This window comes from Streptomyces sp. JB150 (assembly GCF_011193355.1).
Taxonomy (GTDB): Bacteria; Actinomycetota; Actinomycetes; order Streptomycetales; family Streptomycetaceae; genus Streptomyces.
Window position 1 is genome coordinate 2911888 of record NZ_CP049780.1, and the last position, 22465, is coordinate 2934352.

The 22465-nt window shown below is 72.4% G+C and carries 19 protein-coding genes, 2 tRNA genes and 1 pseudogene; 11 read left to right on the top strand and 11 right to left on the bottom strand.

The genetic code is table 11. The annotated features are described in order from the left end of the window. Positions 1-32 precede the first annotated feature (32 nt). Positions 33-2381, bottom strand: a complete 2349-nt coding sequence (locus tag G7Z13_RS13710) for an immune inhibitor A domain-containing protein (protein WP_165999164.1) — start codon at positions 2379-2381, stop codon at positions 33-35. Between the two features lie 378 nt (positions 2382-2759). Here G7Z13_RS13710 and G7Z13_RS13715 point away from each other — a divergent pair, with 378 nt between their 5' ends. After that, positions 2760-3020 (top strand): hypothetical protein, encoded by a 261-nt coding sequence (locus tag G7Z13_RS13715; protein ID WP_165999166.1) that lies wholly within the window; start codon positions 2760-2762, stop codon positions 3018-3020. A gap of 24 nt (positions 3021-3044) precedes the next feature. Here G7Z13_RS13715 and G7Z13_RS13720 read toward each other — a convergent pair whose 3' ends face one another. After that, entirely contained in the window at positions 3045-3779 is a 735-nt protein-coding gene (locus G7Z13_RS13720) for an RDD family protein (RefSeq protein ID WP_165999168.1), read from the bottom strand. Between the two features lie 94 nt (positions 3780-3873). Further along, positions 3874-5712: an RDD family protein gene (locus G7Z13_RS13725; RefSeq protein ID WP_165999170.1), complete on the bottom strand. Its 1839-nt coding sequence runs from the start codon at positions 5710-5712 to the stop codon at positions 3874-3876. Positions 5713-5965: 253 nt separating this feature from the next. Between G7Z13_RS13725 and G7Z13_RS13730 the strand changes: the two genes are divergently transcribed. Next, positions 5966-6376 (top strand): SsgA family sporulation/cell division regulator, encoded by a 411-nt coding sequence (locus G7Z13_RS13730; RefSeq protein WP_165999172.1) that lies wholly within the window; start codon positions 5966-5968, stop codon positions 6374-6376. Between the two features lie 11 nt (positions 6377-6387). On the opposite strand, the gene G7Z13_RS13735 is transcribed toward G7Z13_RS13730, so the two are convergent. After that, the gene (locus tag G7Z13_RS13735; RefSeq protein WP_165999174.1) at positions 6388-7761 is read right to left on the bottom strand and encodes an FAD-linked oxidase C-terminal domain-containing protein; all 1374 of its coding nucleotides are present in this window, start codon (positions 7759-7761) and stop codon (positions 6388-6390) included. A 97-nt stretch (positions 7762-7858) separates the two neighbouring features. Here G7Z13_RS13735 and G7Z13_RS13740 point away from each other — a divergent pair, with 97 nt between their 5' ends. Next, positions 7859-9355 (top strand): tetratricopeptide repeat protein, encoded by a 1497-nt coding sequence (locus tag G7Z13_RS13740; protein ID WP_165999176.1) that lies wholly within the window; start codon positions 7859-7861, stop codon positions 9353-9355. Positions 9356-9394: 39 nt separating this feature from the next. Here the strand turns inward: G7Z13_RS13740 and hppD are convergent, their stop codons facing one another. Beyond that, positions 9395-10540, bottom strand: a complete 1146-nt coding sequence (hppD, locus tag G7Z13_RS13745; protein WP_165999178.1) for a 4-hydroxyphenylpyruvate dioxygenase — start codon at positions 10538-10540, stop codon at positions 9395-9397. Between the two features lie 137 nt (positions 10541-10677). Between hppD and G7Z13_RS13750 the strand changes: the two genes are divergently transcribed. Genes G7Z13_RS13750 through G7Z13_RS13770 form a run of 5 tightly spaced genes read left to right on the top strand, consistent with a single transcriptional unit; the run spans position 10678 to position 14901 of the window. Beyond that, positions 10678-11181: an Lrp/AsnC family transcriptional regulator gene (locus G7Z13_RS13750; RefSeq protein WP_165999180.1), complete on the top strand. Its 504-nt coding sequence runs from the start codon at positions 10678-10680 to the stop codon at positions 11179-11181. Between the two features lie 16 nt (positions 11182-11197). Next, positions 11198-11845 carry an ABC transporter permease gene (locus G7Z13_RS13755; RefSeq protein WP_166004933.1) on the top strand — a complete coding sequence of 216 codons (648 nt, stop codon included), beginning with the start codon at positions 11198-11200 and terminating at the stop codon, positions 11843-11845. Beyond that, on the top strand, positions 11838-13079 hold the full coding sequence (locus G7Z13_RS13760; protein WP_165999182.1) for a betaine/proline/choline family ABC transporter ATP-binding protein: 1242 nt from the start codon (positions 11838-11840) through the stop codon (positions 13077-13079). The genes G7Z13_RS13755 and G7Z13_RS13760 overlap by 8 nt, the downstream gene beginning before the upstream one ends. Further along, a complete protein-coding gene (locus G7Z13_RS13765; protein WP_165999184.1) occupies positions 13076-13936 on the top strand; it encodes an ABC transporter permease in 861 nt (286 codons plus the stop codon). The genes G7Z13_RS13760 and G7Z13_RS13765 overlap by 4 nt, the downstream gene beginning before the upstream one ends. Beyond that, entirely contained in the window at positions 13933-14901 is a 969-nt protein-coding gene (locus G7Z13_RS13770; RefSeq protein WP_165999186.1) for a glycine betaine ABC transporter substrate-binding protein, read from the top strand. The genes G7Z13_RS13765 and G7Z13_RS13770 overlap by 4 nt, the downstream gene beginning before the upstream one ends. Positions 14902-14919: 18 nt before the next feature. Here G7Z13_RS13770 and G7Z13_RS13775 read toward each other — a convergent pair whose 3' ends face one another. From G7Z13_RS13775 to G7Z13_RS13790, 4 genes are all read right to left on the bottom strand, one after another. Further along, positions 14920-15708 carry a S16 family serine protease gene (locus G7Z13_RS13775; protein WP_165999188.1) on the bottom strand — a complete coding sequence of 263 codons (789 nt, stop codon included), beginning with the start codon at positions 15706-15708 and terminating at the stop codon, positions 14920-14922. A 74-nt stretch (positions 15709-15782) separates the two neighbouring features. Further along, on the bottom strand, positions 15783-16424 hold the full coding sequence (locus G7Z13_RS13780) for a helix-turn-helix domain-containing protein (protein WP_165999190.1): 642 nt from the start codon (positions 16422-16424) through the stop codon (positions 15783-15785). 586 nt (positions 16425-17010) lie between these two features. Continuing rightward, on the bottom strand, positions 17011-18804 hold the full coding sequence (locus G7Z13_RS13785; RefSeq protein ID WP_165999192.1) for a DEAD/DEAH box helicase: 1794 nt from the start codon (positions 18802-18804) through the stop codon (positions 17011-17013). A gap of 148 nt (positions 18805-18952) precedes the next feature. Further along, on the bottom strand, positions 18953-20431 hold the full coding sequence (locus tag G7Z13_RS13790; RefSeq protein WP_165999194.1) for an MFS transporter: 1479 nt from the start codon (positions 20429-20431) through the stop codon (positions 18953-18955). A gap of 180 nt (positions 20432-20611) precedes the next feature. On the opposite strand from G7Z13_RS13790, the gene G7Z13_RS13795 reads away from it, so the two are divergent. Together G7Z13_RS13795 and G7Z13_RS13800 are read left to right on the top strand one after the other, a co-directional pair. Then, positions 20612-20709 (top strand) — tRNA-OTHER (locus G7Z13_RS13795). A gap of 19 nt (positions 20710-20728) precedes the next feature. After that, positions 20729-20800 (top strand) — tRNA-Cys (locus tag G7Z13_RS13800). Positions 20801-20833: 33 nt separating this feature from the next. On the opposite strand, the gene G7Z13_RS13805 is transcribed toward G7Z13_RS13800, so the two are convergent. Beyond that, positions 20834-21064: a GntR family transcriptional regulator gene (locus G7Z13_RS13805; RefSeq protein ID WP_165999196.1), complete on the bottom strand. Its 231-nt coding sequence runs from the start codon at positions 21062-21064 to the stop codon at positions 20834-20836. A 458-nt stretch (positions 21065-21522) separates the two neighbouring features. Between G7Z13_RS13805 and G7Z13_RS13815 the strand changes: the two genes are divergently transcribed. Continuing rightward, the gene (locus tag G7Z13_RS13815) at positions 21523-21804 is read left to right on the top strand and encodes a hypothetical protein (protein WP_165999200.1); all 282 of its coding nucleotides are present in this window, start codon (positions 21523-21525) and stop codon (positions 21802-21804) included. Between the two features lie 78 nt (positions 21805-21882). On the opposite strand, the pseudogene G7Z13_RS13820 reads toward G7Z13_RS13815, so the two are convergent. Next, positions 21883-22380, bottom strand: a pseudogene (locus tag G7Z13_RS13820) (SUKH-4 family immunity protein); the annotation flags it as partial. Positions 22381-22465: the final 85 nt, after the last annotated feature.

Genomic DNA, 22465 nt, shown 5'->3' on the forward strand with positions numbered 1-22465 from the left:
GCCGATACGCGTCTGACCTGCGAGAACGCCGACTACTTCACCGCGGGGCCGACCTCGACCTTGATCGTGGAGCCGTCGAGGGCCTCCTTGACGATCCTGATCTTGGTGTTGGTGTCAGTGATCTTGACGCCCGCGGTCGGGGTGGACTCGTCGTAGTAGGTGCTGGTGTGGTCGTTGAAGACCGGCACGCCCTTCGACGACGGGACGCGGGTCGCGACGTCCGCCTTGTGCAGGGTGATGCCGTCGGTGCGGTACAGGCTGAACGGCGCGTCGTAGGACTGGACGCGGTTGCGCATCAGCGTGCCGTCGGACCACTTCAGCGGCGCCGGGTGGGAGTCCACCGGGAGCAGCAGGCCGACGCCCTCGTGCTCGCTGGTGTTGTTGTCCTTCTGCGAGGTGTCCCACTTCCAGATCAACAGGCCGTTCTGGTACGGGTAGTGCTCCACCCAGTCCGGCCGGCTCGCGAAACCGAAGTTGTACGGCCCGGACTTCAGGGTCCTGTCGTACGACACGTACTGCCGGTTCTCGGCGATGTAGAACTGGTCGTACTCCTCGGTGAAGGTCGCCCCGATGCGGGAGAAGCCCTTCTTCGCCCAGCCGGCGTCGTCGCCCTCGGCGTTGTCCGTGAACAGCGCGGTGCCGTCGGCCGTGACCGTGATGGCGTCGGCCGTGAAGCCCTTCAGCGCCACGCCGCCGTCGCTCTGGTAGCGGAAGCGCAGGTCGATCTTCTTGCCCGCGTAGGCGTCCAGGGGGTACGCCAGCTTCTGGTAGCCGTCGACCGTGCCGGTCAGGGCCGGCTTGCCGCTGCCGTCGCGCGGGACGGGCTGACCGCCCACCGTGCCGTCCAGGGCGGTCCAGGTGGCGCCGCCGTCGGTGGACACCTCGGTGTAGAGGTAGTCGTAGTCCTTCTCGATCTCGTACCAGGCGTCGAGGGTCAGCGCCGCCGACTTCTTCCCGGCCAGGTCGACCGAGCGGGTCAGGGTGTTGCGCAGGTCGTCACCGCTGCCGCTCCACCACTGCTTCGTGCCCTCGGCCGGGGTGACGATCTCGGTCGTGACCTGCTTGCGCGGCAGGGTCACGATGAGCGCCTGCGGGTTCCTGGTGTGGTACTCGGCGACGCCCAGCTTGTGCTTCGACTTCGTGGCGGCCTTGGCCGTGTCGTAGTCGAGCCAGCCCAGCTGGAGCTTGTCCCAGGCGGTCATGTCGCCGGGCAGGTCGCCGATGGTGCCCTGGCCGCGGCCGAGCCAGGAGCCGGAGGACATCAGGGTCCAGAACCCGGTGGAGTTCTCGCCGCCGTGGGTGTCGTAGTGGTCCGGCAGGCCGAGGTCGTGGCCGTACTCGTGGGCGAAGACGCCGAGTCCGCCGTTCTCCGGCTGGATGGTGTAGTCGCCGACCCAGATGCCGGTGGAGCCGATCTGGGTGCCGCCGAGCTTGTTGAAGTCGGGGCCGGTGGCGCCCTGGTCGGTGCCGAACGCGTACCAGCGGTGCGCCCAGATCGCGTCCTCGCCCTGGGCGCCGCCGCCCGCGGACTCGTCCTCGCCGGCGTGCACGATCTGGAAGTGGTCGATGTAGCCGTCGCGCTCGTTGAAGTCGCCGTCGGCGTCGAAGTCGTAGCGGTCCCACTGGTCGTACTCGGCGAGCTTGGCCCTGATCTCGGCGTCGGTCTTGCCGGCGGCCTTCTGCCCCTCGGCCCAGGCGGTCACGCCGTCCTGCACCGCGTACCAGGCGCAGTTGTCCGGGTCGCACTTGTTGGAGCCGTAACGGGCCTCGTTGTAGGGGACCTTGACCCAGTCGGAGACCTCGCCCTCGATGGAGTAGCGGCCCGAGGACTGCTTCTCGTAGTAGGTCTTCATCGAGTCGGTGCCGTCACCGAAGTACAGGTTCTGGTAGTGCTCGCGGTCGTAGTCCGCCTGCCAGGCGGTGCTGTTGTCCTTGGTTCGGTCCGGCGCGGCGATCTGGTTGTGCAGCGGGCCGGGGGTGCCGCCGTAGCGGGGGTCGGTCTTGTCGCCGAACTCGACCAGGATGGTGAAGATCTTGTCGGTCTTCTCCCGGCCCAGCTCGACGTACTTGCTCTGGCCCTTGCGGCCGGCCAGCTCGACGACCTGGGAGCCGTCGCGCTTCTGTATCTCGGCCTCGCCCGATATGACCTGCTTCAGGGCCTCTTCGCGCTGGGCTTCCTGCGTCTTGGTGAACGGGCCTTCCAGGTCGTGCTCCTGGTGGGCCCTGGCGGCCGCCGGGTCCTGCCGGTCGACGGCGGCGGGCTTCGCGGCCGGGCCGGCCGGGTCGGCCTGGGCCACGCCGTAGGCCGAGATGCCGGCGGTGGCCGCCGCGAGCGCCACCGCGGTCGCGGCGGCTCGGAATGTCCAGGGTCTGCTGGTCACTTGAGATCCTCCCCCGCGTCCGGGCGCGCGGAAGGAAGGGTCCTGGTCGTCGGGTGTCCGCGCACGCGTGTTCGACGCGTGTAGTCAAGTGACGACATTGGACTAGAGGTTGCCCGGAAAAGACAGGTCTTGACTTGCACAGGTCAAGTGCACTATGCGGTGTTCCGCTTCCGCTCAGCGAACGTTCCGGGCACCGGGCATGACTCGATGCGCCCCCCGTGCTCCGGCACTGTTGGTCATCTCACGCTTACGCTTCGTTCCGCTCGGGCATGCAGGCGAATAGATTGACGAACACTGCCGAACACATATGCCTGTCCGCACCTCCCCCACGGCGAGAGGCACAGGGGGAGACCCCCGATCCCGAGGACACCGATTGCCATGCCTCGTCCGACCGCCGCACAGCTCGCCTACGGCTCCTGCACCGTGATCCTCTCCACGCTCGCCATGCTGCTGTTGTCCGGGGCGAGTTCGGCAGCGGGCATCGCCCTCATCGCCGTCGCGGCGCTGGCCCTCGGGCTGCTGGTCGCGCTGGCGGTCCCGGTGCGCGGGGCCACCGCTTCGCGGACCGCGCCGGGCTCCCCCGCGCCGCGGACGGCCGCCCAGGAACCGGTGGCGGCCGCGTCCGTCACCGACAACTGACGCCGTATCACCTCGGCCGGGCGGTCAGTCGGTGCTGACCACCACCGTCTTGGCCGCCTTGTCGTGCAGGCCCTGCTTGTAGGGCTTGTCGAGGAAGCTCACGCCGCCGGTGATCGCCGTCCACACGCAGGCGCAGCAGAAGGCGAACGGCAGCCAGAGGACCGCCGCGCGCAGCAGCGCGGACTGCACGGAGGGCGTGGCTCCGTTGTCCAGCTGGGCCACGCGCATGTTCAGCCATTTCTTGCCGAGCGTCTGCCCCGTCCTCGCGGTCATGACGGTGTCGTACGCGATGTAGAGCACCGCCGCGATCGTGGACTGCCCGAAGGACCTGGCCGTGTCGATGTCCTCACCGGCCACGTCGTACTCGCCGACGTCGAACAGCCAGCTCAGCAGGACGACGACCGCGCCCACCAGGATCATGTCGATCACCCGGGCGAGGGTGCGCTTGCCGCTGTCGGCGAGCGGAGGCATCCCGGCGAGCGGGTCCGCCGGGCCGCCGCCGTAGCCGCCGCCGTACGGACCACCGCCGTAGCCGCCCCCGTAGGGGCCGCCGTCGTACGGGCCGCCTCCGTACGGCGGTGGCGGCGGGCCGCCGCCGGGCGCGGAGCCGCCGCCCGGCGGGGTGTCGTACGGCGAGCCGCCGCCGGGCGGGGTGCCGTGGGGCGGGCCCGCCCCCTCGCCGGGCGGTGGCTGCTTCCTGAACGGGTCGTCCCGCGGTGGCCGGTCGTCGGGGCCGGGGGGCGGCGGTTCGGTGGTCATGGCCCGAGTGGACCGCGAAGGCACCGGCGGCGCATCCGGCGGGCCGCCGTCCGGAGTACGTCCGGACGGGCGCGCCCCGTGAGGTGACCGGCTCTCAGCCCGCCACGAACGTCCGCGCCGCCTTGTCGTGCCAGCACTGGCGCCACGGCTTGTCGAACAGGCACCACAGCACGCCGACGAGTCCCACGCCGAGCATGCCGGGCACGCTGTACACCAGCCAGCGGCACAGGGCCGCGCCGAACGCCGGCGGCTCGTGCGCCTCGATGTCCCGCACCTCCAGGCCCATCAGCCGCTTGCCGAGCGTACGGCCCCACTTGGCGACCGGCAGGGCCTCGTAGAGGATGCCGGCGACCATCAGGACGCCCAGGATGATGCCCAGGTACATCGACGTGGTGCCGTCCAGCAGCCACACCGTGACCGTCTGGCCGGAGAGCTTCGCCTGGTCGACCTTCTCCTGGATGTGGTCCAGCGCCCTGGCGCCGAGCGGCACCGCGGCGACGGCCGTGACGCCCGCGACGACCACGGTGTCGATGAGCCGCGCGACCAGCCGCTTGCCGAGCCCCGCGGGGCGGGCCGACGCCTGCCGCCGCGCGGCCGCCTGGAACAGGTCCTCGACCGGGGGCTTCCACGGCGCGACCGGCTGGTCGTCGGCGCCGCCCCCGGCGAGCTGGTGCACCTGCTGCGCCCAGGAGGCCTGTCCGCCACCGGGCCCGGCCGTCACCGGCGTGGCGCCGGCAGCCTGCTGCGGCACCTGCGCCGCGGCCTGCGGGAAGCCGACGGCGGCCTGGGCGCCTGCGGCGGGCTGCGGGGTGCCCGCGGCGGGCGGCTGCTGGAGGGCTGCCGCCGGTTGCTGCTGGGGGCCGGCGGGGGCGGCGGGGGTCGAGGCGGCGGGCGCGGATGCCGCCTGGGCCGCCTGCGCGGCGGCGGCACGGGCAGCCGCCGCCTTGCCGGCGGCGAAGCCGGGGCCGGCGGGGCCGGGGGTGGCCGGTGAGGCGGGGGTGCCCGGTGCGCCGGGGGCGCCCGGGGTGCCGGGTGAGCCGGTGACGCCGTGCGCACCGGAGGCACCGGGCGTGCCGGTCGCGTTCGGGGTGCCCGCAGTGCCCGGGGTACCCGGAGTGCCCGGTCCGCCGGGCCCGCCCGTGAGGGCCTGCGCGCCCTGCACGCCTGCCGTACCGGACCCGCCCGCGACGCCGTGCCCGCCCGGAGCACCCGGCCCGCCGGGGGCTGCCGAGGTGCCGGTTGGGCCGGGGGCGCCCGGGGTCGCGGGGTTCGGCGTCGGACCGGAGGCGGTCGCGCGCGGGCCGGCCGCGCGGAAGGTCATGGTGCCCTCCTCCCCGCCCCGGCCCGCTGCTCCGGGCCCCATGACCGGGCCGAAGCCCGCACCGGAGCCGGCGGCGCCGGCCGCGGCACCCTGGCCCGCCCCGAAACCGGCGGCGCCGGCCGCGCCCGGCGTCGAACCGGCGGCCGCCGGGCCGCCCTCCGCTCCCCCGCCCCCCTGCGTCGGGCGGCGGAACACGAACGTGTTGCCGGGTGACGGCGTGTCGGCGTCGGACGAGGCCCCGGCGGACGCCCGCGGATCGGTGCTCCCGGGAGCGCCCCAGGCGACGCGGCGGTCCTGGTCGCCGCCGAAGCCGGACTGGTGGGAGCGGTCGGCGCCCCAGGAGGACGCGGGGTCGTCGACCGGGTCCTCGTCGAAGAAGTGCGGACCGGTCTCCTCGACCGAGGCCGTCGAGGCCCGGGAGGCCGGGGAGGGCTGCGCCGGGCCGACCCCGGGCGGCGGGGCGAGCGGTTCGCCGTCGGCCGGGGCCGGACGGCTGGTGCCCGGTACCCACGCGGCACCGTTCCAGTACCGGACGTATCCGGGGATGGAGGGGTCCGGGTAATACCCTTCGCGGGGCCGGTCGTCACCTGGGGCCGGGGTTGGGGCGCTCATGTCCGTCGTCCCGTATCTGCTCGGGGGTGTAATGGGGGCCTCCACATCTATCAGACGGGCGCAACCCTGAGCGTCAGTCCCGCCGTACCCACTCCTTTCGAGCACGGTTGTGCTACCCGGCGCCGGCGGCGCATCCGGCGGGCCCGCCGCGCGGGAAAAAAGTTCCGTGAACCCGCGTAATGACCGAGTGCCGGCCCGCTCTCCCCTCGTACGGGCCCACTGCCGGACCCGTACGACAGAGAGGAAGACCGTCATGTACACCGTCGTGGAGCGCGAACTGGAGCTGCGTCTCGTCCTGTCCCCCGAGCGCGCCGTCGCCGTGCCCGCCCGGCTGAGCTACCGCACCGACGACCCGTACGCCGTGCACATCGCCTTCCACATCGACTCACTGTGCCCGGTCGACTGGACGTTCGCCCGGGAGCTGCTGGTCGAGGGGGTGTTCCGGCCGTGCGGGGACGGTGACGTGCGGGTGTGGCCGACGAAGGCGGAGGGGCGCTGTGTGGTGCTGATGGCGCTGAGTTCCCCGGCCGGGGAGGCGCTGCTGGAGGCTCCGGCGGCACCGGTGTCGGCGTGGCTGGAGCGGACGCTGCGGGTGGTGCCGCCGGGCACGGAGGGCGAGCAGCTGGGCCTCGACGACGGTCTCGACCGGTTGCTCGCCCAGTGAGCGCGGGAGGGTCAGAAGAGCTTGCCCGGGTTGAGGATGCCCAGCGGGTCGAACACCTGCTTGACGGCCCGCTGCATCTCCAGCCCCACGGGCCCGAGTTCCCGGGCCAGCCACTCCTTCTTCAGCACGCCGACGCCGTGTTCGCCGGTGATGGTGCCGCCGAGGGCGAGGCCGAGGGCCATGATCTCGTCGAAGGACTCGCGGGCGCGCCGGGACTCGTCCGGGTCGCGGGCGTCGAAGCACACGGTCGGGTGGGTGTTGCCGTCGCCCGCGTGCGCGCAGACCCCGATGGTCAGCCCGTACTTCTCGGCGATGCGCTCGACCCCGGCCAGCAGGTCGCCGAGCCGGGTGCGGGGCACGCACACGTCGTCGATCATCGTGGTGCCCTTGACGGCCTCCAGCGCGGGGAGTGACATCCGGCGCGCCTGGAGCAGCAGGTCCGACTCGGCGGTGTCGTCGGCGGGCACCACCTGGGTGGCGCCGGCGGCCTCGCACAGCCGGCCGACGGCGGCGAGGTCGGCGGCCGGGTCGGGGGTGTCGAAGGCGACGAGGAGCAGCGCCTCGGTGGTCTCCGGCAGTCCCATGTGCGCCAGGTCGTTGACGGCCTTGACCGTCGTACGGTCCATGAGTTCGAGGAGTGACGGGACGTGCCCGGCGGCCATGATCCGGCACACGGCGTCGCAGGCGGCCGCCGCCGAGGCGAACTCGGCGGCGAGCACGAGCTGCCGCGGGGGCTCGGGCTTGAGGGCGACGGTCGCGCGCACGACGATGCCGAGCGAGCCCTCGGAGCCGACGAACAGCCGGGTCAGGTCGTATCCGGCGACGCCCTTGGCGGTGCGGCGGCCGGTGGACATGAGCCGCCCGTCGGCGAGGACGACGTCCAGGCCGAGCACGTACTCGGCCGTCACCCCGTACTTCACACAGCACAGTCCGCCGGCGGCGGTGCCGATGTTGCCGCCGATCGTGCACATCTCCCAGCTGGAGGGGTCGGGCGGGTAGGACAGCCCGTGTTCGCCGACCGCGCGGGAGAGGGTGGCGTTGACGACGCCGGGTTCGACGACGGCGACCCGGTCGACCGGGTCGATCTCGATGATCCGGTCCATCTTGGTCAGGGACAGCACGATGCAGCCGTCGGTGGCGTTGGCCCCGCCGGACAGGCCGGTGCGGGCGCCCTGCGGGACGACCGGGACGCGCAGCTCGGTCGCGGTGCGCATGACGTGCTGGACCTCTTCGACGGTGCGCGGCAGCACCACCACGGCGGGGGTGCCGGCCGGGCAGAAGCTCGCCATGTCGTGGGCGTAGGAGGCGGTGATGTCGGAGTCGGTGTGGACGGCCTCGGCCGGCAGTCGAGCGAGCAGCCGGTCGACGAGAGGGCTAGGGCTCATGATCACAGCGTCGCACCGGGGGCCATCGGTGTGAACCCCGTCGCGGCACCCTTCGGCTGACCGGATGTGCTCGTCGTATTGACGCACAGTGAGCGGCATGAAGACCCAGGACGGCGCGGAGAGCCAGAGCGGCGCGGAGAGCCAGGACGGTGTGACGGCGCGGGAGCAGGCCGGGGAGGACGTGTCCGGCGGGCGGCGGCGCCGGCGGATCCGGATCGCGACGGGGGTGTCGGCCGGCGTGCTCGCCGGGGGCCTGGTGGTCGGCGGGGTGCTGACGCTGCAGCCGTCCGGCCGGCCGGCCGCCCCGCCGCCCGCCGCGGGAGCCGCCGCGGCGCGGGCCGCGGTCACCAAGGGGATTCCTGCCGCGCCGCCGGAGCTGGCGGCGCTGATCGGGGAGCGGGAGTCGCACCTGCGCAGGCATCCGCGGGACGCCGCGGCCTGGGCGGTGCTCGGGACGGCGTACGTGGAGCAGGGGCGGCGCGCCGCCGATCCGGGGAACTACCCGAAGGCGGAGCGGGCGCTGCACACCTCGCTGCGGGTGCGGGCCCGCGGCAACGCGGCGGCCCTGGACGGTCTGGCGGCGCTGGCGAACGCCCGGCGGGACTTCCGGGCGGCCCGCAAGTGGGGCGAGGCCGCGCTGAAGGCGGACAGCGAGCGGTGGACGACGTATCCGCTGCTGATCGAGGCGTACACCGGACTCGGTGATCTCAAGGCGGCCCAGCGGACCCTGGACCGGCTGCGGGAGCTGCGCTCGGGTCCGGCCGTGAAGGCCCGCGCGGCCACCCTGTACTGGGATCTGGGCTGGCGCGAGGACGCGGCGGCCCAGCTGTCGGACGCGGCGGCGGCCGCCGGTTCGGCCGCCGAGCGGGCGGCGTGGCTGGAGCGGGCCGGGCAGATGGCGTGGGAGCGCGGGGAGCGGGAGGCGGCGCTGCGCCACTTCCAGGAGGCGCTGCGCACCGACCCCGATCAGCGGGTCGCGCAGGCCGGGCAGGGCAAGGCGCTGGCGGCGCTGGGCCGGACCTCGGAGGCGCTGACCGCGTACCGGGCGGCGCTGGCCAAGCGGCCGGCGCCGGAGCACGCGCTGGAGCTGGGCGAGCTGTACGAGTCGCTGGGGCTCGACCAGGCGGCGCGCATCCACTACGACCTGCTGCGGGAGCGGGTGCGGGCGGCGGCCGCGGGCGGCGCGGACGAGGAGCTGGTGCTGGGCGTCTTCGAGGCGGACCACGGGGACGCGAGAGCCGCGGTGCGGCGGCTGCGCGCGGAGTGGCGGCGGCAGCCGTCGGTCGCGGTCGCCGACGCCCTGGGGTGGGCGCTGCACCGGGCGGGCGAGCACAAGGAGGCCCGGAAGTTCGCGGTGCGGGTGACCGACCGGCAGAAGGGGATCGGGGTGCGCAGCGCCCTGTACGCGTACCACCGGGGGATGATCGAGCGGGCCCTCGGCCATGAGGGCGCCGCCCGGCGTCATCTCCAGGAGGCGCTGCGCCTGAACCCCTGGTTCTCGCCGCTGCACGCGCCGCGCGCGCGGACGGCGCTGCGGGAGCTGGGCGAGCCGCCCGTCGAGCCGCTGCCGCGGGGAGTGCGGGCGCCGGAGTAGCCCCGGCGGCAACGGCTGCCCGGCAACGGCTGCCGGCGGCTACAGGTTGCCGCGCTTGGCCTGCTCGCGTTCGATCGCCTCGAACAGGGCCTTGAAGTTGCCCTTGCCGAAGCCCATCGAGCCGTGGCGCTCGATGAGTTCGAAGAAGACGGTCGGGCGGTCCTGGACCGGCTTGGTGAAGATCTGCAGCAGGTAGCCGTCCTCGTCGCGGTCGGCGAGGATCTTCAGTTCGCGCAGGGTGTCGATGGGCACGCGGGTCTCGCCGACCCACTCGCCGAGGGTGTCGTAGTAGGAGTCCGGGGTGTCCAGGAACTGCACGCCGTGCTCGCGCATGTGGCGGACGGTGGCGACGATGTCGTTGGTGGCGAGCGCGATGTGCTGGACGCCGGGGCCGTTGTAGAACTCCAGGTACTCGTCGATCTGCGACTTCTTCTTCGCGATCGCGGGCTCGTTGATCGGGAACTTCACCTTGCGGGTGCCGTCCGCGACGACCTTCGACATCAGCGCCGAGTACTCGGTGGCGATGTCGTCGCCGACGAACTCCTTCATGTTGGTGAAGCCCATGACCTTGTTGTAGAAGGTCACCCACTCGTTCATCCGGCCGAGTTCGACGTTGCCGACGCAGTGGTCGATGGCCTGGAAGGTGCGGCGCTCCGGCGGGGCGACGATCGGGGCTGCCGCGGCGTAGCCGGGCAGGTAGGGGCCGTCGTAGCCGGTGCGCTCGACCAGGGTGTGGCGGGTCTCGCCGTAGGTGGCGATGGCGGCGAGGACGACGGTGCCGTGCTCGTCCTTCAGCTCGTACGGCTCGGCGACGCTGCGGGCGCCCTGCTCGATGGCGTGCGCGTAGGCGGCGCGGGCGTCCGGCACCTCGATGGCGAGGTCGATGACGCCGTCGCCGTGCTCGGCCACGTGCTCGGCGAGGAAGTGGCCCCAGGGCGTGGCGGGCTTGATGACCGAGGTGAAGACGAACCGGGCGGAGCCGTTCTCCAGCACGTAGCTCGCGGTCTCGCGGCTGCCGTTCTCCGGTCCGGAGTAGGCGACCAGCTTCATGCCGAAGGCGGTGGAGTAGTAGTGCGCCGCCTGCTTGGCGTTGCCCACGGCGAAGACGACCGCGTCCATTCCCTTGACCGGGAAGGGGTCGGCCTGCCGGGCGGTGTCGGGAGTGTGGTGTGTGGTCTGCGTCATGGCCGAAGCCTGGCCCCGCTCTGCAAGGTGCGCAATAGTTTGCGTGTTCACTGGGCAGTCTGCTCAGTCGTACGGCCGTATCGGCGGACTTTCTGTACAGGATGCCCACCCTCGTGGGCGGGCCGGGAGGGCTCGGCATGGCGATCGATCATCTGGACGGGCGGATCATCGTGCTGCTGGCGCGCGAGCCGCGGATCGGGGTGCTGGAGATGTCCCGGCGGCTGGGCGTGGCGCGCGGCACCGTGCAGGCGCGCCTGGACCGGCTTCAGTCGAACGGAGTCATCCGTGGCTTCGGCCCGCAGGTGGACCCGGCGGCCCTCGGCTACCCGGTGACGGCGTTCGCCACCCTCCAGATCCGGCAGGGGCAAGGAGCCGACGTACGGGCCCACTTGGCGACCGTGCCGGAGGTGCTGGAACTGCACACCACCACCGGGACGGGCGACATGCTGTGCCGTCTGGTGGCCCGCTCCAACGCCGATCTCCAGCGGGTGATCGACCGGGTCGTCGGTTTTGATGGCATTGTCCGGGCCTCGACCGCGATCGTGATGGAGAACCCCGTTCCGCTGCGGATCATCCCGCTGGTGGAGCAGGCGGCGCTGCCGACCGAGTCGTCGGGCCGGGCCCGGGAAGGGACGTCCTAGCCGTGGGGTGAGCGATGTGAACTTCTGGGAGTACCTGGGCAGTCGCCACCAGCAGCTGCTCGCCGACGCCGGGCAGCACGCGAGCGCGGTCTTCCAGTGCATGGTCGTGGCCACCCTCCTCGGGGTGCTGATCGCGGTGGCCACCTACCGCAGCGACTGGGCCGGCAACCTGGCCACCACGGCGACCTCCACCCTCCTCACCATCCCGTCGCTCGCCATGATCGGCCTGCTCGTCCCGGTCGTCGGCCTGGGTGTGCCGCCGACCGTGATCGCGCTGACCCTGTACGGGCTGCTGCCGGTCGTGCGGAACGCGATCGTCGGCCTGCGCGGCGTCGACCCCGCGCTGGTGGACGCCGCCACCGGGATCGGCATGTCGCGGCTGTCCCGGCTGGTGCGGGTGGAGCTGCCGCTGGCCTGGCCGCCGATCCTCACCGGCATCCGGGTCTCCACGCAGATGCTGATGGGCATCGCCGCCATCGCCGCGTACGCCTCCGGACCCGGCCTCGGCAACGAGATCTTCCGCGGGATCGCCTCCCTGGGCAGCAGGAACGCGCTGAACCAGGTCCTCGCGGGCACCCTCGGGATCATCGTCCTCGCCCTGCTCTTCGACGCCGCGTACGTCCTGATCGGACGGCTGACCATCCCGAGGGGGATCCGTGCCTGAGAACACCCCGACCGGCGGCGCGACCATCGAGCTGGAGAACCTGACCAAGCGCTACCCCGGCAACCCGGCGCCCGCGGTGGACAACGTCAGCATGGAGATCGGCGCGGGCGAGACGGTGATCTTCGTGGGGCCGTCCGGCTGCGGCAAGTCGACCACCCTGAAGATGATCAACCGGCTGATCGAGCCGACCAGCGGCCGCATCCGCATCGACGGCGAGGACGTCACCGACATCGACCCGGTGAAGCTGCGCCGCAAGGTCGGCTACGCCATCCAGTCCGCGGGCCTCTTCCCGCACATGACCGTCGCGCAGAACATCGCGCTCGTACCGAAGATGATCGGCTGGCCGAAGACCCGCATCCGCGACCGGGTCGAGGAGCTGCTGGACCTGGTGGGCCTGGACCCCGGCGAGTTCCGCGGGCGCTATCCGCGCCAGCTCTCCGGCGGCCAGCAGCAGCGGGTCGGCGTGGCCCGCGCGCTGGCCGCCGACCCGCCGGTGCTGCTGATGGACGAGCCGTTCGGCGCGGTCGACCCGATCACCCGCGACCACCTCCAGGACGAGCTGATCCGGCTCCAGCACGAGCTGCACAAGACCATCGTGTTCGTCACCCACGACTTCGACGAGGCGATCAAGCTCGGCGACCGGATCGCGGTGCTGCGCGAGCGCTCGCACATCGCCCAGTTCGACACCCCGGAGGCGATCCTCACCAACCCGGCGGACGACTTCGTCTCCGGCTTCGTCGGCGCGGGCGCCGCGCTGAAGCGGCTCAACCTGACCCGGGTCGGCGAGGTGGAGATCACCGACTATCCGACGGTGACCGTCGACGACGCCCCGCAGGACATCTTCGACAAGCTCCGCCGCAGCGGCACCAACGAGATCCTGCTGCTGGACAGGCGGGGCCGGCCCTACAAGTGGCTGCGGCGCGGCGACCTGATGCGCGCCAAGGGGTCGCTGGCCCGCGCGGGCACCCTGGTGCACGACACGGTGACCCGCGACGCCACCCTGCGCGACGCCCTGGAGGCGGTGCTCACCGACAACGCCGGGCGGGTCGCGGTGACCGGGCGGCGCGGCGAGTACACGGGGGTCGTCGACGTGGAGACGCTGATGAACTCCATGCACGAGCTGCTGGAGGCCGACCGGCTGGACGCGATGGAGCACCGGCACGAGCTGGAGGAGGCGCGCGAGCAGCTGGCGCACGCCGAGCGGGAGGGCCGCACAGGGGAGGCGACGGCATGACGAGCGCACCGGACCGCGGGCGCCGCCCCGAGGGCGAGCACGAGGTCAGAGGGCTGCCGTTCCGGGACGACGGCGAGGCCGAGGCGGAGCCCGTCCCGCACGTGCGAAGCCCGCAGCCACGCCGCATCGGCTGGCGCAAGCTCACCTTCCTGCCCGCCTTCCTGGTGGCGCTGCTGCTGGCGACCAGGCTGTGGTTCGACCAGGCCGACCTGGACACCATCTCCGAGAACGCGCTGTCCGGCGGTCAGGTCTCCCAGGCGCTGTGGCAGCACGTCCAGCTGACGGTGATCTCCACCTTCTTCGTGCTGATCATCGCGATCCCGCTGGGCATCCTGCTGACCCGCGGGGCGATCCGCAGGGCGACCCCGGTGGCGATGGCCCTGGCCAACACCGGCCAGGCCACCCCCGCGATCGGCCTGCTCGCCCTGCTGGTGATCTGGCTCGGCATCGGCCGCCGGGCCGCCCTGATCGGCATCATCGTCTACGCAGTGCTGCCGGTGCTGTCGAACACCATCGCGGGCCTCAAGGCGAACGACCCGACCCTGCTGGAGGCGGCCCGCGGCATCGGCATGTCCCCGCTCGGGGTGCTCACGAAGGTGGAACTGCCGCTGGCGGTGCCGCTGATCCTGGCGGGCGTGCGCACGGCGCTGGTGCTGAACGTGGGCACGGCCACCCTGGCGACCTTCGGCGGAGGCGGCGGCCTCGGCGTGCTGATCACCACGGGCATCACCAACCAGCGGATGCCGGTGCTGGTGCTCGGCTCGATCCTCACGATCGCCCTGGCCCTGCTGGTGGACTGGCTGGCCTCGCTGGCGGAACTGCTGCTGCGCCCGCGGGGACTGGAGGCGGGGACATGAGACGGCGGATGTGCCTGCTGCTGGCGGGCGGGCTGCTGACCGCGGCCTCCGGGTGCGGGCTGACCAGCGGGTCCCCCATGGCCGACGACGTGCGGCCGGGGTCGATCGGGCGGGGCGAGCCGCTCAGGGGCGCCGATCTCACCGTGACGTCCAAGTCGTTCACCGAGCAGCTCATCCTCGGCGCGATCCTGGGCATCGCCTTCGAGGCGGCCGGCGCCGAGGTCCTCGACCGCACCGGCATCCAGGGCTCCATCGGCTCCCGCGAGGCCGTCCGCAAGGGCGACGCGGACGCCGTGTACGAGTACACCGGCACCGCCTGGATCACGTACCTCGGCAACCCGGACCCCCTCCCCGACCCGCACGAGCAGTGGCGGGCCGTGCGCGACGCCGACCGGAAGAACGGCCTGACCTGGCTGGCGCCGTCCGCCCTGAACAACACCTACGCCCTGGCCATGAACCGGGCCAACTCCGAGAAGTACGGCACGAAGACGCTCTCCGACGTCGCCGCGCTCGCGAAGAAGGACCCCGGCGCGGTGACGCTGTGCGTGGAGGGCGAGTTCGCCAACCGGGCGGACGGGCTGCCGGGGATGCAGGAGGAGTACGGGATGGACGTCCCGGCGGGCCGGATCACCCAGATGGACACCGGCATCATCTACACCCAGGCGGCGAAGGGCAGTTGCACGTACGGCGAGGTCTTCACCACCGACGGGCGGGTGAAGTCCATGAAGCTGGTGGTGATGGAGGACGACAGGAAGTTCTTCCCGAACTACAACGCGGCGCCGGTGATCAACACCAGGACGCTCAAGGAGTGGCCGGCGATCACCGGCATCCTCGACCCGATCACCAGGAAGCTGAACAACGACGTGGCGCGGGACCTGAACGCCAAGGTCGACGTGGACGGCGAGGACCCGCACCAGGTCGCGCTGGACTGGCTGGTCGCGGAAGGGTTCGTGAAGCAGGGCTGACCGGGGCGGCGGCCCGGCTCAGCAGGAGGGCACGGCCTTGCCGGAGTCCAGCGCGGCCAGCGACCGCACGGCGCCCTCGAGGGTGGTCACCGGGATCAGCCGCAGCCCCTTCGGCGCCTCCGCCTTCGCGTCCGCGCACTCGTCCCTCGGCACCAGGAAGACGGTCGCGCCGTCCCGCCGGGCGGCCTGCGTCTTCAGGGCCACGCCGCCCACGGCGCCGACTTCCCCGTCGGCGGTGATCGTGCCGGTGCCGGCGATCGTACGGCCGCCGGTGAGGTCGCCGCCGCGGCCGTCGCCGTCCAGCTTGTCGACGATGCCGAGCGAGAACAGCAGCCCCGCGCTGGGGCCGCCGACGTCCGCCAGCTCCAGGTCGACGTCGATGTCGTCGTCGGAGCGGCCGAGGTAGTTCAGCGCGGCCGCGGTCGCCGCGTCCTGCGACTGCCGCATCTGCTTCGTGTTGAACTCGGCGATCTCCTTCACGTTGTTGCCGCTCGGGTAGACGGCGTCCAGCGGCATCACGGCCCGGTCGGAGCGGAACCAGCCGTCGAGCAGGTCCGCGAGCGACACCCGCACCTCCGGGCCGGTCGCCACGATCGTCGTCATCCGCAGCTCGCCCCGCGTGTCCCGCACCGGCGCCCCCGAGATGGTGATCACCGGGATACCCCTGTTCTTCCCCAGCACATCCGCCGTCGACCCCGGCTGCGCCACCGCGAACGGCAACGGCGCGAACACAGCGGTCGCGACCAGCGCCACGACGGGCACCGAACAGACGGCGAGGGCCTGGGAACGCGTGAGACGAGAGAGCACGGAGTCAATCTAACGCCATGCTGCGCAACCGCCCCCGCCCAGCCCCGCACCGGGCGCCGTACCAGGGGGCTCGCCTAGCGCAGGGCCTCCGCGACCTCCCTCGCCGCCTCGACCACGCGGGCCCCCACCCGCTCCGGCACCGCGTCGGCGAGCATCACGACACCCACGCTGCCCTCGACCCCGGTGACGCCGAGCAGCGGGGCGGCGGCGCCGCTCGCCCCTGCCTCCAGCTCGCCGTGGGTCAGCGTGTAGCCCGGGTCGCCCGTCGGCTTGGCCCGCGCGGCGAGGATCGCCTTGCCCGCGGCGCCCCGGTCCAGCGGATGCCGGAAGCCCGCCCGGTAGGCCACGTGGTAGTCCGTCCAGGTCGGCTCGACGACGGCGACGGCCAGCGCCTCCGCCCCGTCCACCAGCGTCAGGTGCGCCGTCGCCCCGATGTCCTCGGCCAGCGACCGCAGCGCCGGCAGCGCCGCCTCCCGTACCAGCGGATGCACCTGGCGGCCCAGCCCCAGCACGCCCAGCCCCACCCGGGCCCGTCCGCCCAGGTCACGGCGGACGAGTGCGTGCTGCTCCAGCGTGGCCAGCAACCGGTACACCACGGTCCGGTTCACGCCCAGTCTGGTGGATAGCTCGGTGACGGTCAGCCCGTGGTCCGTGTCGGCCAGCAGCTTGAGGACGCGCAGTCCTCGGTCGAGCGTCTGAGAGGTCTCCGCGGTCACGACGCCCACTCCTTAGTGGTGAGGTCGGCAGCCCTCCCTCGCGGCGGATGCGTCGCCGAGTCCCGTCAGCGACGCGCTGGTAGAGGCTGCCGATCGGCTGGCGGCCCGGCCTTGTTCCGGGCCGCGTCGCTACACGGCTGCGCTCCGCGGCGGCGCTGCCACGGGGCGTGTGCGTAGCGGGACAGTAGCGAGCCGGTCCGCTCAGCGGAAGGCTCCGTCCAGAATCCGGGCATGAGTCGATACGACGTGCCGCGACATATGCCGATACGTACGGCGCGCGGCTCCCCACCGCACGCCCCGCCGCCTGCGCGCTGCCGCTCCTCCCCCGTTCCTCCCCCGCTGCTTGCCCCGCCCGCCCCGGACGCCGAAGGGCGCGGGGGCGGGCAGACCGTGGGGGCCGTCGAAGGCCCGCGGGGGGACGACCGCAGGGGCGGGGACGACCGCGGTGGGCGTGGAAGACCTGCGGGAGGCGGGGAAGACCGCGATAGGCGCGGAAACCCGCGGGAGGCGGCGAAGGCTCGCGGCAGGCGCGGAAGACCCACAGGTGGCGCGGAAGACTTGCGGGAGCGGCGAAGCCCCGGTGGGCCTACCGCATCCGGGTGGCCCACTCCTGCACCTTGGCAATCCGCTGCCGCAGCTGCCCCGCCGTGGCCTCCGCGGCCGGCGGCCCGCCGCACACCCGGCGCAGCTCGGTGTGGATGACCCCGTGCGGCTTGCCGCTCTGGTGGACGTACGCGCCGACCATCGTGTTCAGCTTGCGCCGCAGCTCCATCATCTCCTTGTGCGAGACGACGGGCCGCCGCTCGGCGGGCAGTTCCAGCAGGTCCGCCTCGCTGTCCGGCTTCTTCTTGCTGTGCGCGATCTGCCGCGCCTGCCGCTTCTGCAGCAGCAGCTGCACCTGCTCGGGTTCGAGGAGTCCGGGGATGCCGAGGTAGTCCTGCTCCTCCTCGCTGCCCGGGTGCGCCTGCATGCCGAACTCGGCGCCGTTGTACATGACCCGGTCGAAGACGGCGTCGGACTCCAGCGCCTCGAACGGCAGCATGTCCTGCTCGCCGGTGTCCTCGTCCTGCTGCTTCTCCGCCTCCTTGAGGAGCTTGTCCTCCTCGGCGTACGGGTCCTCCTCGCCGTCCTTCTTCGGCTTGTCGAGGACGTGGTCGCGCTCGCGCTCCATCTCGTTGGCGAAGCCGAGCAGGTCCGGCACGGTCGGCAGGAACACGGACGCGGTCTCGCCCCGGCGCCGCGACCGCACGAAGCGCCCGACGGCCTGCGCGAAGAACAGCGGCGTGGAGATCGTCGTGGCGTACACGCCGACCGCGAGGCGCGGCACGTCGACGCCCTCGGACACCATGCGGACGGCGACCATCCACCGGTCGGTGTTGTTGCTGAACTCGTCGATCCGGTTCGACGCGCCCGCGTCGTCGGACAGGACGAGGGTCGCCTTGTGGCCGGTGATCTCGCGGATCAGCTTGGCGTAGGCGCGCGCGGAGTCCTGGTCGGAGGCGATGACGAGGGCGCCCGCGTCCGGGATCGCCTTCCTGACCTCGGTCAGCCGCTGGTCGGCGGCGCGCAGCACGGCCGGCATCCAGTCGCCGCGCGGGTCGAGCGCCGTACGCCAGGCCTGGCTGATGGCGTCCTTGGTCATCGGCTCGCCGAGCCGGGCCTGGATCTCGTCGCCGGCCTTGGTCCGCCAGCGCATGTTGCCGCTGTAACTGAGGAAGATCACGGGGCGGACGACGCCGTCGGCGAGCGCGGAACCGTAGCCGTAGGTGTAGTCGGCGGCCGAGCGCCGGATGCCGTCCGGGCCCTCCTCGTACGTCACGAAGGGGATCGGATTGGTGTCCGAGCGGAACGGCGTACCGGTCAGGGCGAGGCGCCGGGTCGCCGGCTCGAACGCCTCCAGGCAGGCCTCGCCCCAGGACTTGGAGTCACCGGCGTGGTGGATCTCGTCGAGGATGACGAGGGTCTTGCGCTGCTCGACGCGGTTGCGGTGCAGCATGGGCCGTACGCCGACACCGGCGTACGTCACGGCGACGCCGTCGTACTCCTTGCCGAGCGGCCCGGCGCTGTACTCGGGGTCGAGCTTGATCCCTACCCGCGCGGCGGCCTCGGCCCACTGCTTCTTCAGGTGCTCGGTGGGCGCGACCACGGTCACCTGCTGCACGACGTGGTGGTGCAGCAGCCAGGACGCGAGCGTCAGCGCGAAGGTCGTCTTACCGGCGCCGGGGGTGGCGACCGCCAGGAAGTCTCGCGGCTGCTCCTGGATGTACTTCTCCATCGCCCCCTGCTGCCAGGCACGCAGCTTGCTGGCGGTGCCCCAGGGGGCGCGGCCGGGGAAGGCGGGCGAGAGGTGGTGCGAGGAGGAAGCGGCGGTGGTAGTCACGGTCTCCGTCGTGGGGGTCGAGCGGCTCGGCTACGTATGACAACCGGGCCACCCTACCGGCGGGCCGCCGCCGTCAACGCGCGAACGAGGCCGGGTCGCCCGAGGGTGGGACCCACGTCACAACACCCTCGGTGACGGGGGTGGTGACTCACCGTTCCCGCACCCGGGTGGTGACCCAGGCGCCCAGCAGGGCGACCGCCGCCATGGGCAGGAAGACGGCGGCGAAGGCGACGGGATGGGAGGCGGCGCCGGCGGCCTCGGTGGTGGAGTGGGCGACCGTGCCGCCGCCGAGCGTGGCGAAGGCGGCGCCGCCGGCCGCGAGCAGGATCACATTCGACAGGCCGTCGGATATCTGGAGCGCGGCCGAGTTGCTGCCCGCTTCCTCGGGCGCGGACAGGTGGAGCAGCAGGACGCTGGTGGAGGAGATCACCAGGCCCATGCCGAAGCAGCCGAAGCCCCAGGCGACGGCGACGGTCCACACCGGCACGGCCTCGATCAGCACGCTCGGCGCGGCGGCGATGGCCGCGGCCACCAGCACCATGCCCAGCGTCATCAGCCGGTCCCGGTACGGCTCCACGCGGGAGCGGGACTGCACCCACGAGCCGAGCGCCCAGGTCGCGCCGCCCGCGGCGAGCGAGAACCCGGCGAGCGTGGGCGTGAGGCCCCGCTGGGTGACCAGCATCAACGGCACGAACGACTCGGCCGCGATGAAGGAGCCCGCCGCGACGCCGCGCAGCAGCACCACGGACGGCAGCCCGCGCGCGGCCCGGTAGGTGCCGCGCGGCAGCAGCCCCAGCACGGCGGGCACGAGCAGGGCGGTGCCGGCCGCGCCGGGCAGCAGGGAGAGCCAGCGCAGGTCCTGGGCGGCGTACTGGAGCAGTCCGGCGCCCAGCGAGATGCCGAGCGCGAGCCGGATGCGCCGCGCGTCGAAGGAGGCGGCGTCCTTCGAGCCGTCGACCGGTCCGCCCGCCCGCCGCCGGATCTGGGGCAGCGCGAGGGCGAGCGGGAACACGACGAGCACCGGAATGCCGACGAACACCCAGCGCCAGCCCAGGTGCTCGGTGACCGTGCCCGCGGCCAGCGGGCCGACGATCGACGGCACGACCCAGCCCGCGGCGAAGGCCGCCATGATCGCGGGCCGCAGCCGCTCGGGGTAGGCCCGGCCGACGACGACGTACAGCGCGACGATGACCAGTCCCCCGCCGAACCCCTGCACGGCCCGCCCGAGGATGAACAGCCACATCGCCCCCGCGGTCCCCGACAGCAGCAACCCGGCCGCGAACGCGGCGATACCGCAGGTGAGGGGGGACAGCGGGCCGCGCCGGTCCGACCACTGCCCGGCCAGCACCATGCCGAACAGACTGGTCGTGAAGTACGCCGAGAACGCGAACGCGTACAGCGACACCCCGTCCAGCTCCCGCGCCGCCACCGGCATCGCGGTCCCCACGGCGGTCGCCTCGAACGCGATCAGCACCACGACGGAGACGATCCCGATACTCAGCGCCCGGTACGACCGCCCGAGAACACCCCCGCTCGCGTGACCCGGCGGCTCGGATGCGCCCGGTATGTGGACGGGATCTGCTGCTGCGTCGGCGACATCGGCGTCGCGCGGATCGAGGGCGGCCATGTCCGTCAGAGTAAGGGGCTCGGAACTGTTCGGCCCCTGTCGGGAGACGGTGATCACCTCGGTCCTTGGTCGTACGCCTCCTCGGCCCCGTTCATGAACGGCGTGTGGCAGTCGCGTTGCAGGCCCCCCGGACCCCTTGAGCCCCCTCCCCACCCCGCCCTACGGTCGACACAACACGTTGGCCGTGTGCCCGAGTGGTTGAGGGGCTCGCCTGCACTGCATCCATCGGCGAGCTCCGCTCGCGGGGAGTTACGCGGGTTCGATTCCCGCCACGGCTGACGCAGCGAAGTTCATCCAGGCCGTGTGCCCGAGTGGTTGAGGGGCTCGCCTGCAAAGCGAGTTACGCGGGTTCGATTCCCGCCACGGCCTCTTTATGCGTCACGGCGTGCGCCGAATGGCGAGTTACTCGTCGCCCTTCACGAACGATCCTTGACCCAGCACGGTGTAAAGCCGCCCCTCTTCTCGCAGAGCGGCCACAGCCTTCTGCACCGTGGAGGGTGCCACGTCCAGCTCGGCCGCCAGCTCGTTCACGGCGGGGAAGCGCTCGCCGGCGGGGTACTGCCCGGCATCGAGACGGCGGCGCAGCTCCTTCGCCACCTGGGGCCAGACGGGCACCGAACGGTCAAGATCCATACAGCCGAGCATCCGCGTATCTTCGTAAACACGCGACCGCGTATACGCGTATACGCGTATGCTCGGCCACGCACGACGACAGAGACCCCCGCGACAGCGGCGAACTGTCCGGGGGCGCGGCCCGCACTGACAAGGAGTGCAGACGTGCGAACTCTACTGATGCTCATCCTCTCGTGGCTCCTGCCCGGCCAAGGCAGGCGGCGAGCAACCCCGCCCACCAGGACCAGGCATACGGCAGCCCCATCCGCCGCGATCTCCCCGGCACGGCGACTGATCGTTACGCGTGAAGCGGTGGGGGTGGGGCGTCTCGCCCTCGTCATCGAGGCTGACGGCTTGCCCGTCGTACGGCCGTACGTCATCGCCCACGAGCGGGAGCAGGAGCGACGACGCCAAAGAGGCGGGCGACGCGCCGCCGTGCCGATGACGCTCGGGCAGGCCCACCCGGCAGGAGGGATGGCATGAGCCCACAGTTCGGCAGTACCCCGGCCGTCGTCATCCGGCATCTGCGTCTGCTGCCGTGGAGCGGGCCCGAGGGGAGGCCGGCTCATTTCGTGACGGACGGCACGGCCTCTCCCCTGTCCCGGCTCGCCGACGAAGTGGAGGCCCAGCAGATCGAGACGGCCACAGTGATCCGGGAGCTGGCCCTCTCGATGATCGTGGACTTGGAGAACCCCACGCCCGATGAGGTTCGGTTCCTTGTCCGCACGCGACGAGCCGCTGGCGGCCGCACTGTTGGGTAGCCACCACGGACGGGAGCCCCGAAACCATGCCCCGGCCACCGGGACCTCGGGGCTCCCCACTGGTGATCGCCAAGCGAGTTACGCGGGTTCGATTCCCGCCACGGCCTCTATGCCTCCCATTGCCTCCGTGCCACCCGCGCGCAACAGGCACAGGGCCAGGACCAGTTCCGAGACGTCTCGGTTCAGGGGGTCCAGGCGGGCTTCCGGTTCGGTCCAGCGGAGGATTTCGCCCGTGGTGCCCTCGACCACCAGGCCCGCGTCTCCGGTGATGCGGCCGAGGCGTATCAGGCGGTCGGCGTCGTGCGGGAGTTGGTCGAGGGGGAAGTCGCCCGTGTACTCCTCGTCGGTGTAGAACTCCGTGAGGGTCGGCAGCGGGAGGTCCGTGTCCAGGGAGAACAGGGCCTCGTCCTCGGGCAGGCCCGTCTCGCGCAGGAAGCGGCGGGTGGGTTCGTGGGTGAGCGTCGCGGGGAAGTCGACGTCCTCGAAACGGACCACGCGGCCCGCGCCGAACTCCTGGTCCAGCAGGCGCGCGGGCAGGTCGAGGGCGAGGCCCGATGCGGTGGCCGGGGTGCTGATCGCCGTGACGACGGCGCCGGTCGTGCTCATGGGAGAAACACTACGCGGCGCCACTGACAATCGCCCTGACCAGGGCAAACAGCGC

Bases quoted from the DNA above. Each gene is read 5' to 3' on its own strand.
- G7Z13_RS13715 (WP_165999166.1), top strand. From the start codon at position 2,760: ATGCCTCGTCCGACCGCCGCACAGCTCGCCTACGGCTCCTGCACCGTG.
- G7Z13_RS13720 (WP_165999168.1), bottom strand. From the start codon at position 3,779: ATGACCACCGAACCGCCGCCCCCCGGCCCCGACGACCGGCCACCGCGG.
- G7Z13_RS13725 (WP_165999170.1), bottom strand. From the start codon at position 5,712: ATGAGCGCCCCAACCCCGGCCCCAGGTGACGACCGGCCCCGCGAAGGG.
- G7Z13_RS13730 (WP_165999172.1), top strand. From the start codon at position 5,966: ATGTACACCGTCGTGGAGCGCGAACTGGAGCTGCGTCTCGTCCTGTCC.
- G7Z13_RS13735 (WP_165999174.1), bottom strand. From the start codon at position 7,761: ATGAGCCCTAGCCCTCTCGTCGACCGGCTGCTCGCTCGACTGCCGGCC.
- G7Z13_RS13740 (WP_165999176.1), top strand. From the start codon at position 7,859: ATGAAGACCCAGGACGGCGCGGAGAGCCAGAGCGGCGCGGAGAGCCAG.
- hppD (WP_165999178.1), bottom strand. From the start codon at position 10,540: ATGACGCAGACCACACACCACACTCCCGACACCGCCCGGCAGGCCGAC.
- G7Z13_RS13750 (WP_165999180.1), top strand. From the start codon at position 10,678: ATGGCGATCGATCATCTGGACGGGCGGATCATCGTGCTGCTGGCGCGC.
- G7Z13_RS13765 (WP_165999184.1), top strand. From the start codon at position 13,076: ATGACGAGCGCACCGGACCGCGGGCGCCGCCCCGAGGGCGAGCACGAG.
- G7Z13_RS13770 (WP_165999186.1), top strand. From the start codon at position 13,933: ATGAGACGGCGGATGTGCCTGCTGCTGGCGGGCGGGCTGCTGACCGCG.
- G7Z13_RS13790 (WP_165999194.1), bottom strand. From the start codon at position 20,431: ATGGCCGCCCTCGATCCGCGCGACGCCGATGTCGCCGACGCAGCAGCA.
- G7Z13_RS13805 (WP_165999196.1), bottom strand. From the start codon at position 21,064: ATGGATCTTGACCGTTCGGTGCCCGTCTGGCCCCAGGTGGCGAAGGAG.
- G7Z13_RS13815 (WP_165999200.1), top strand. From the start codon at position 21,523: ATGAGCCCACAGTTCGGCAGTACCCCGGCCGTCGTCATCCGGCATCTG.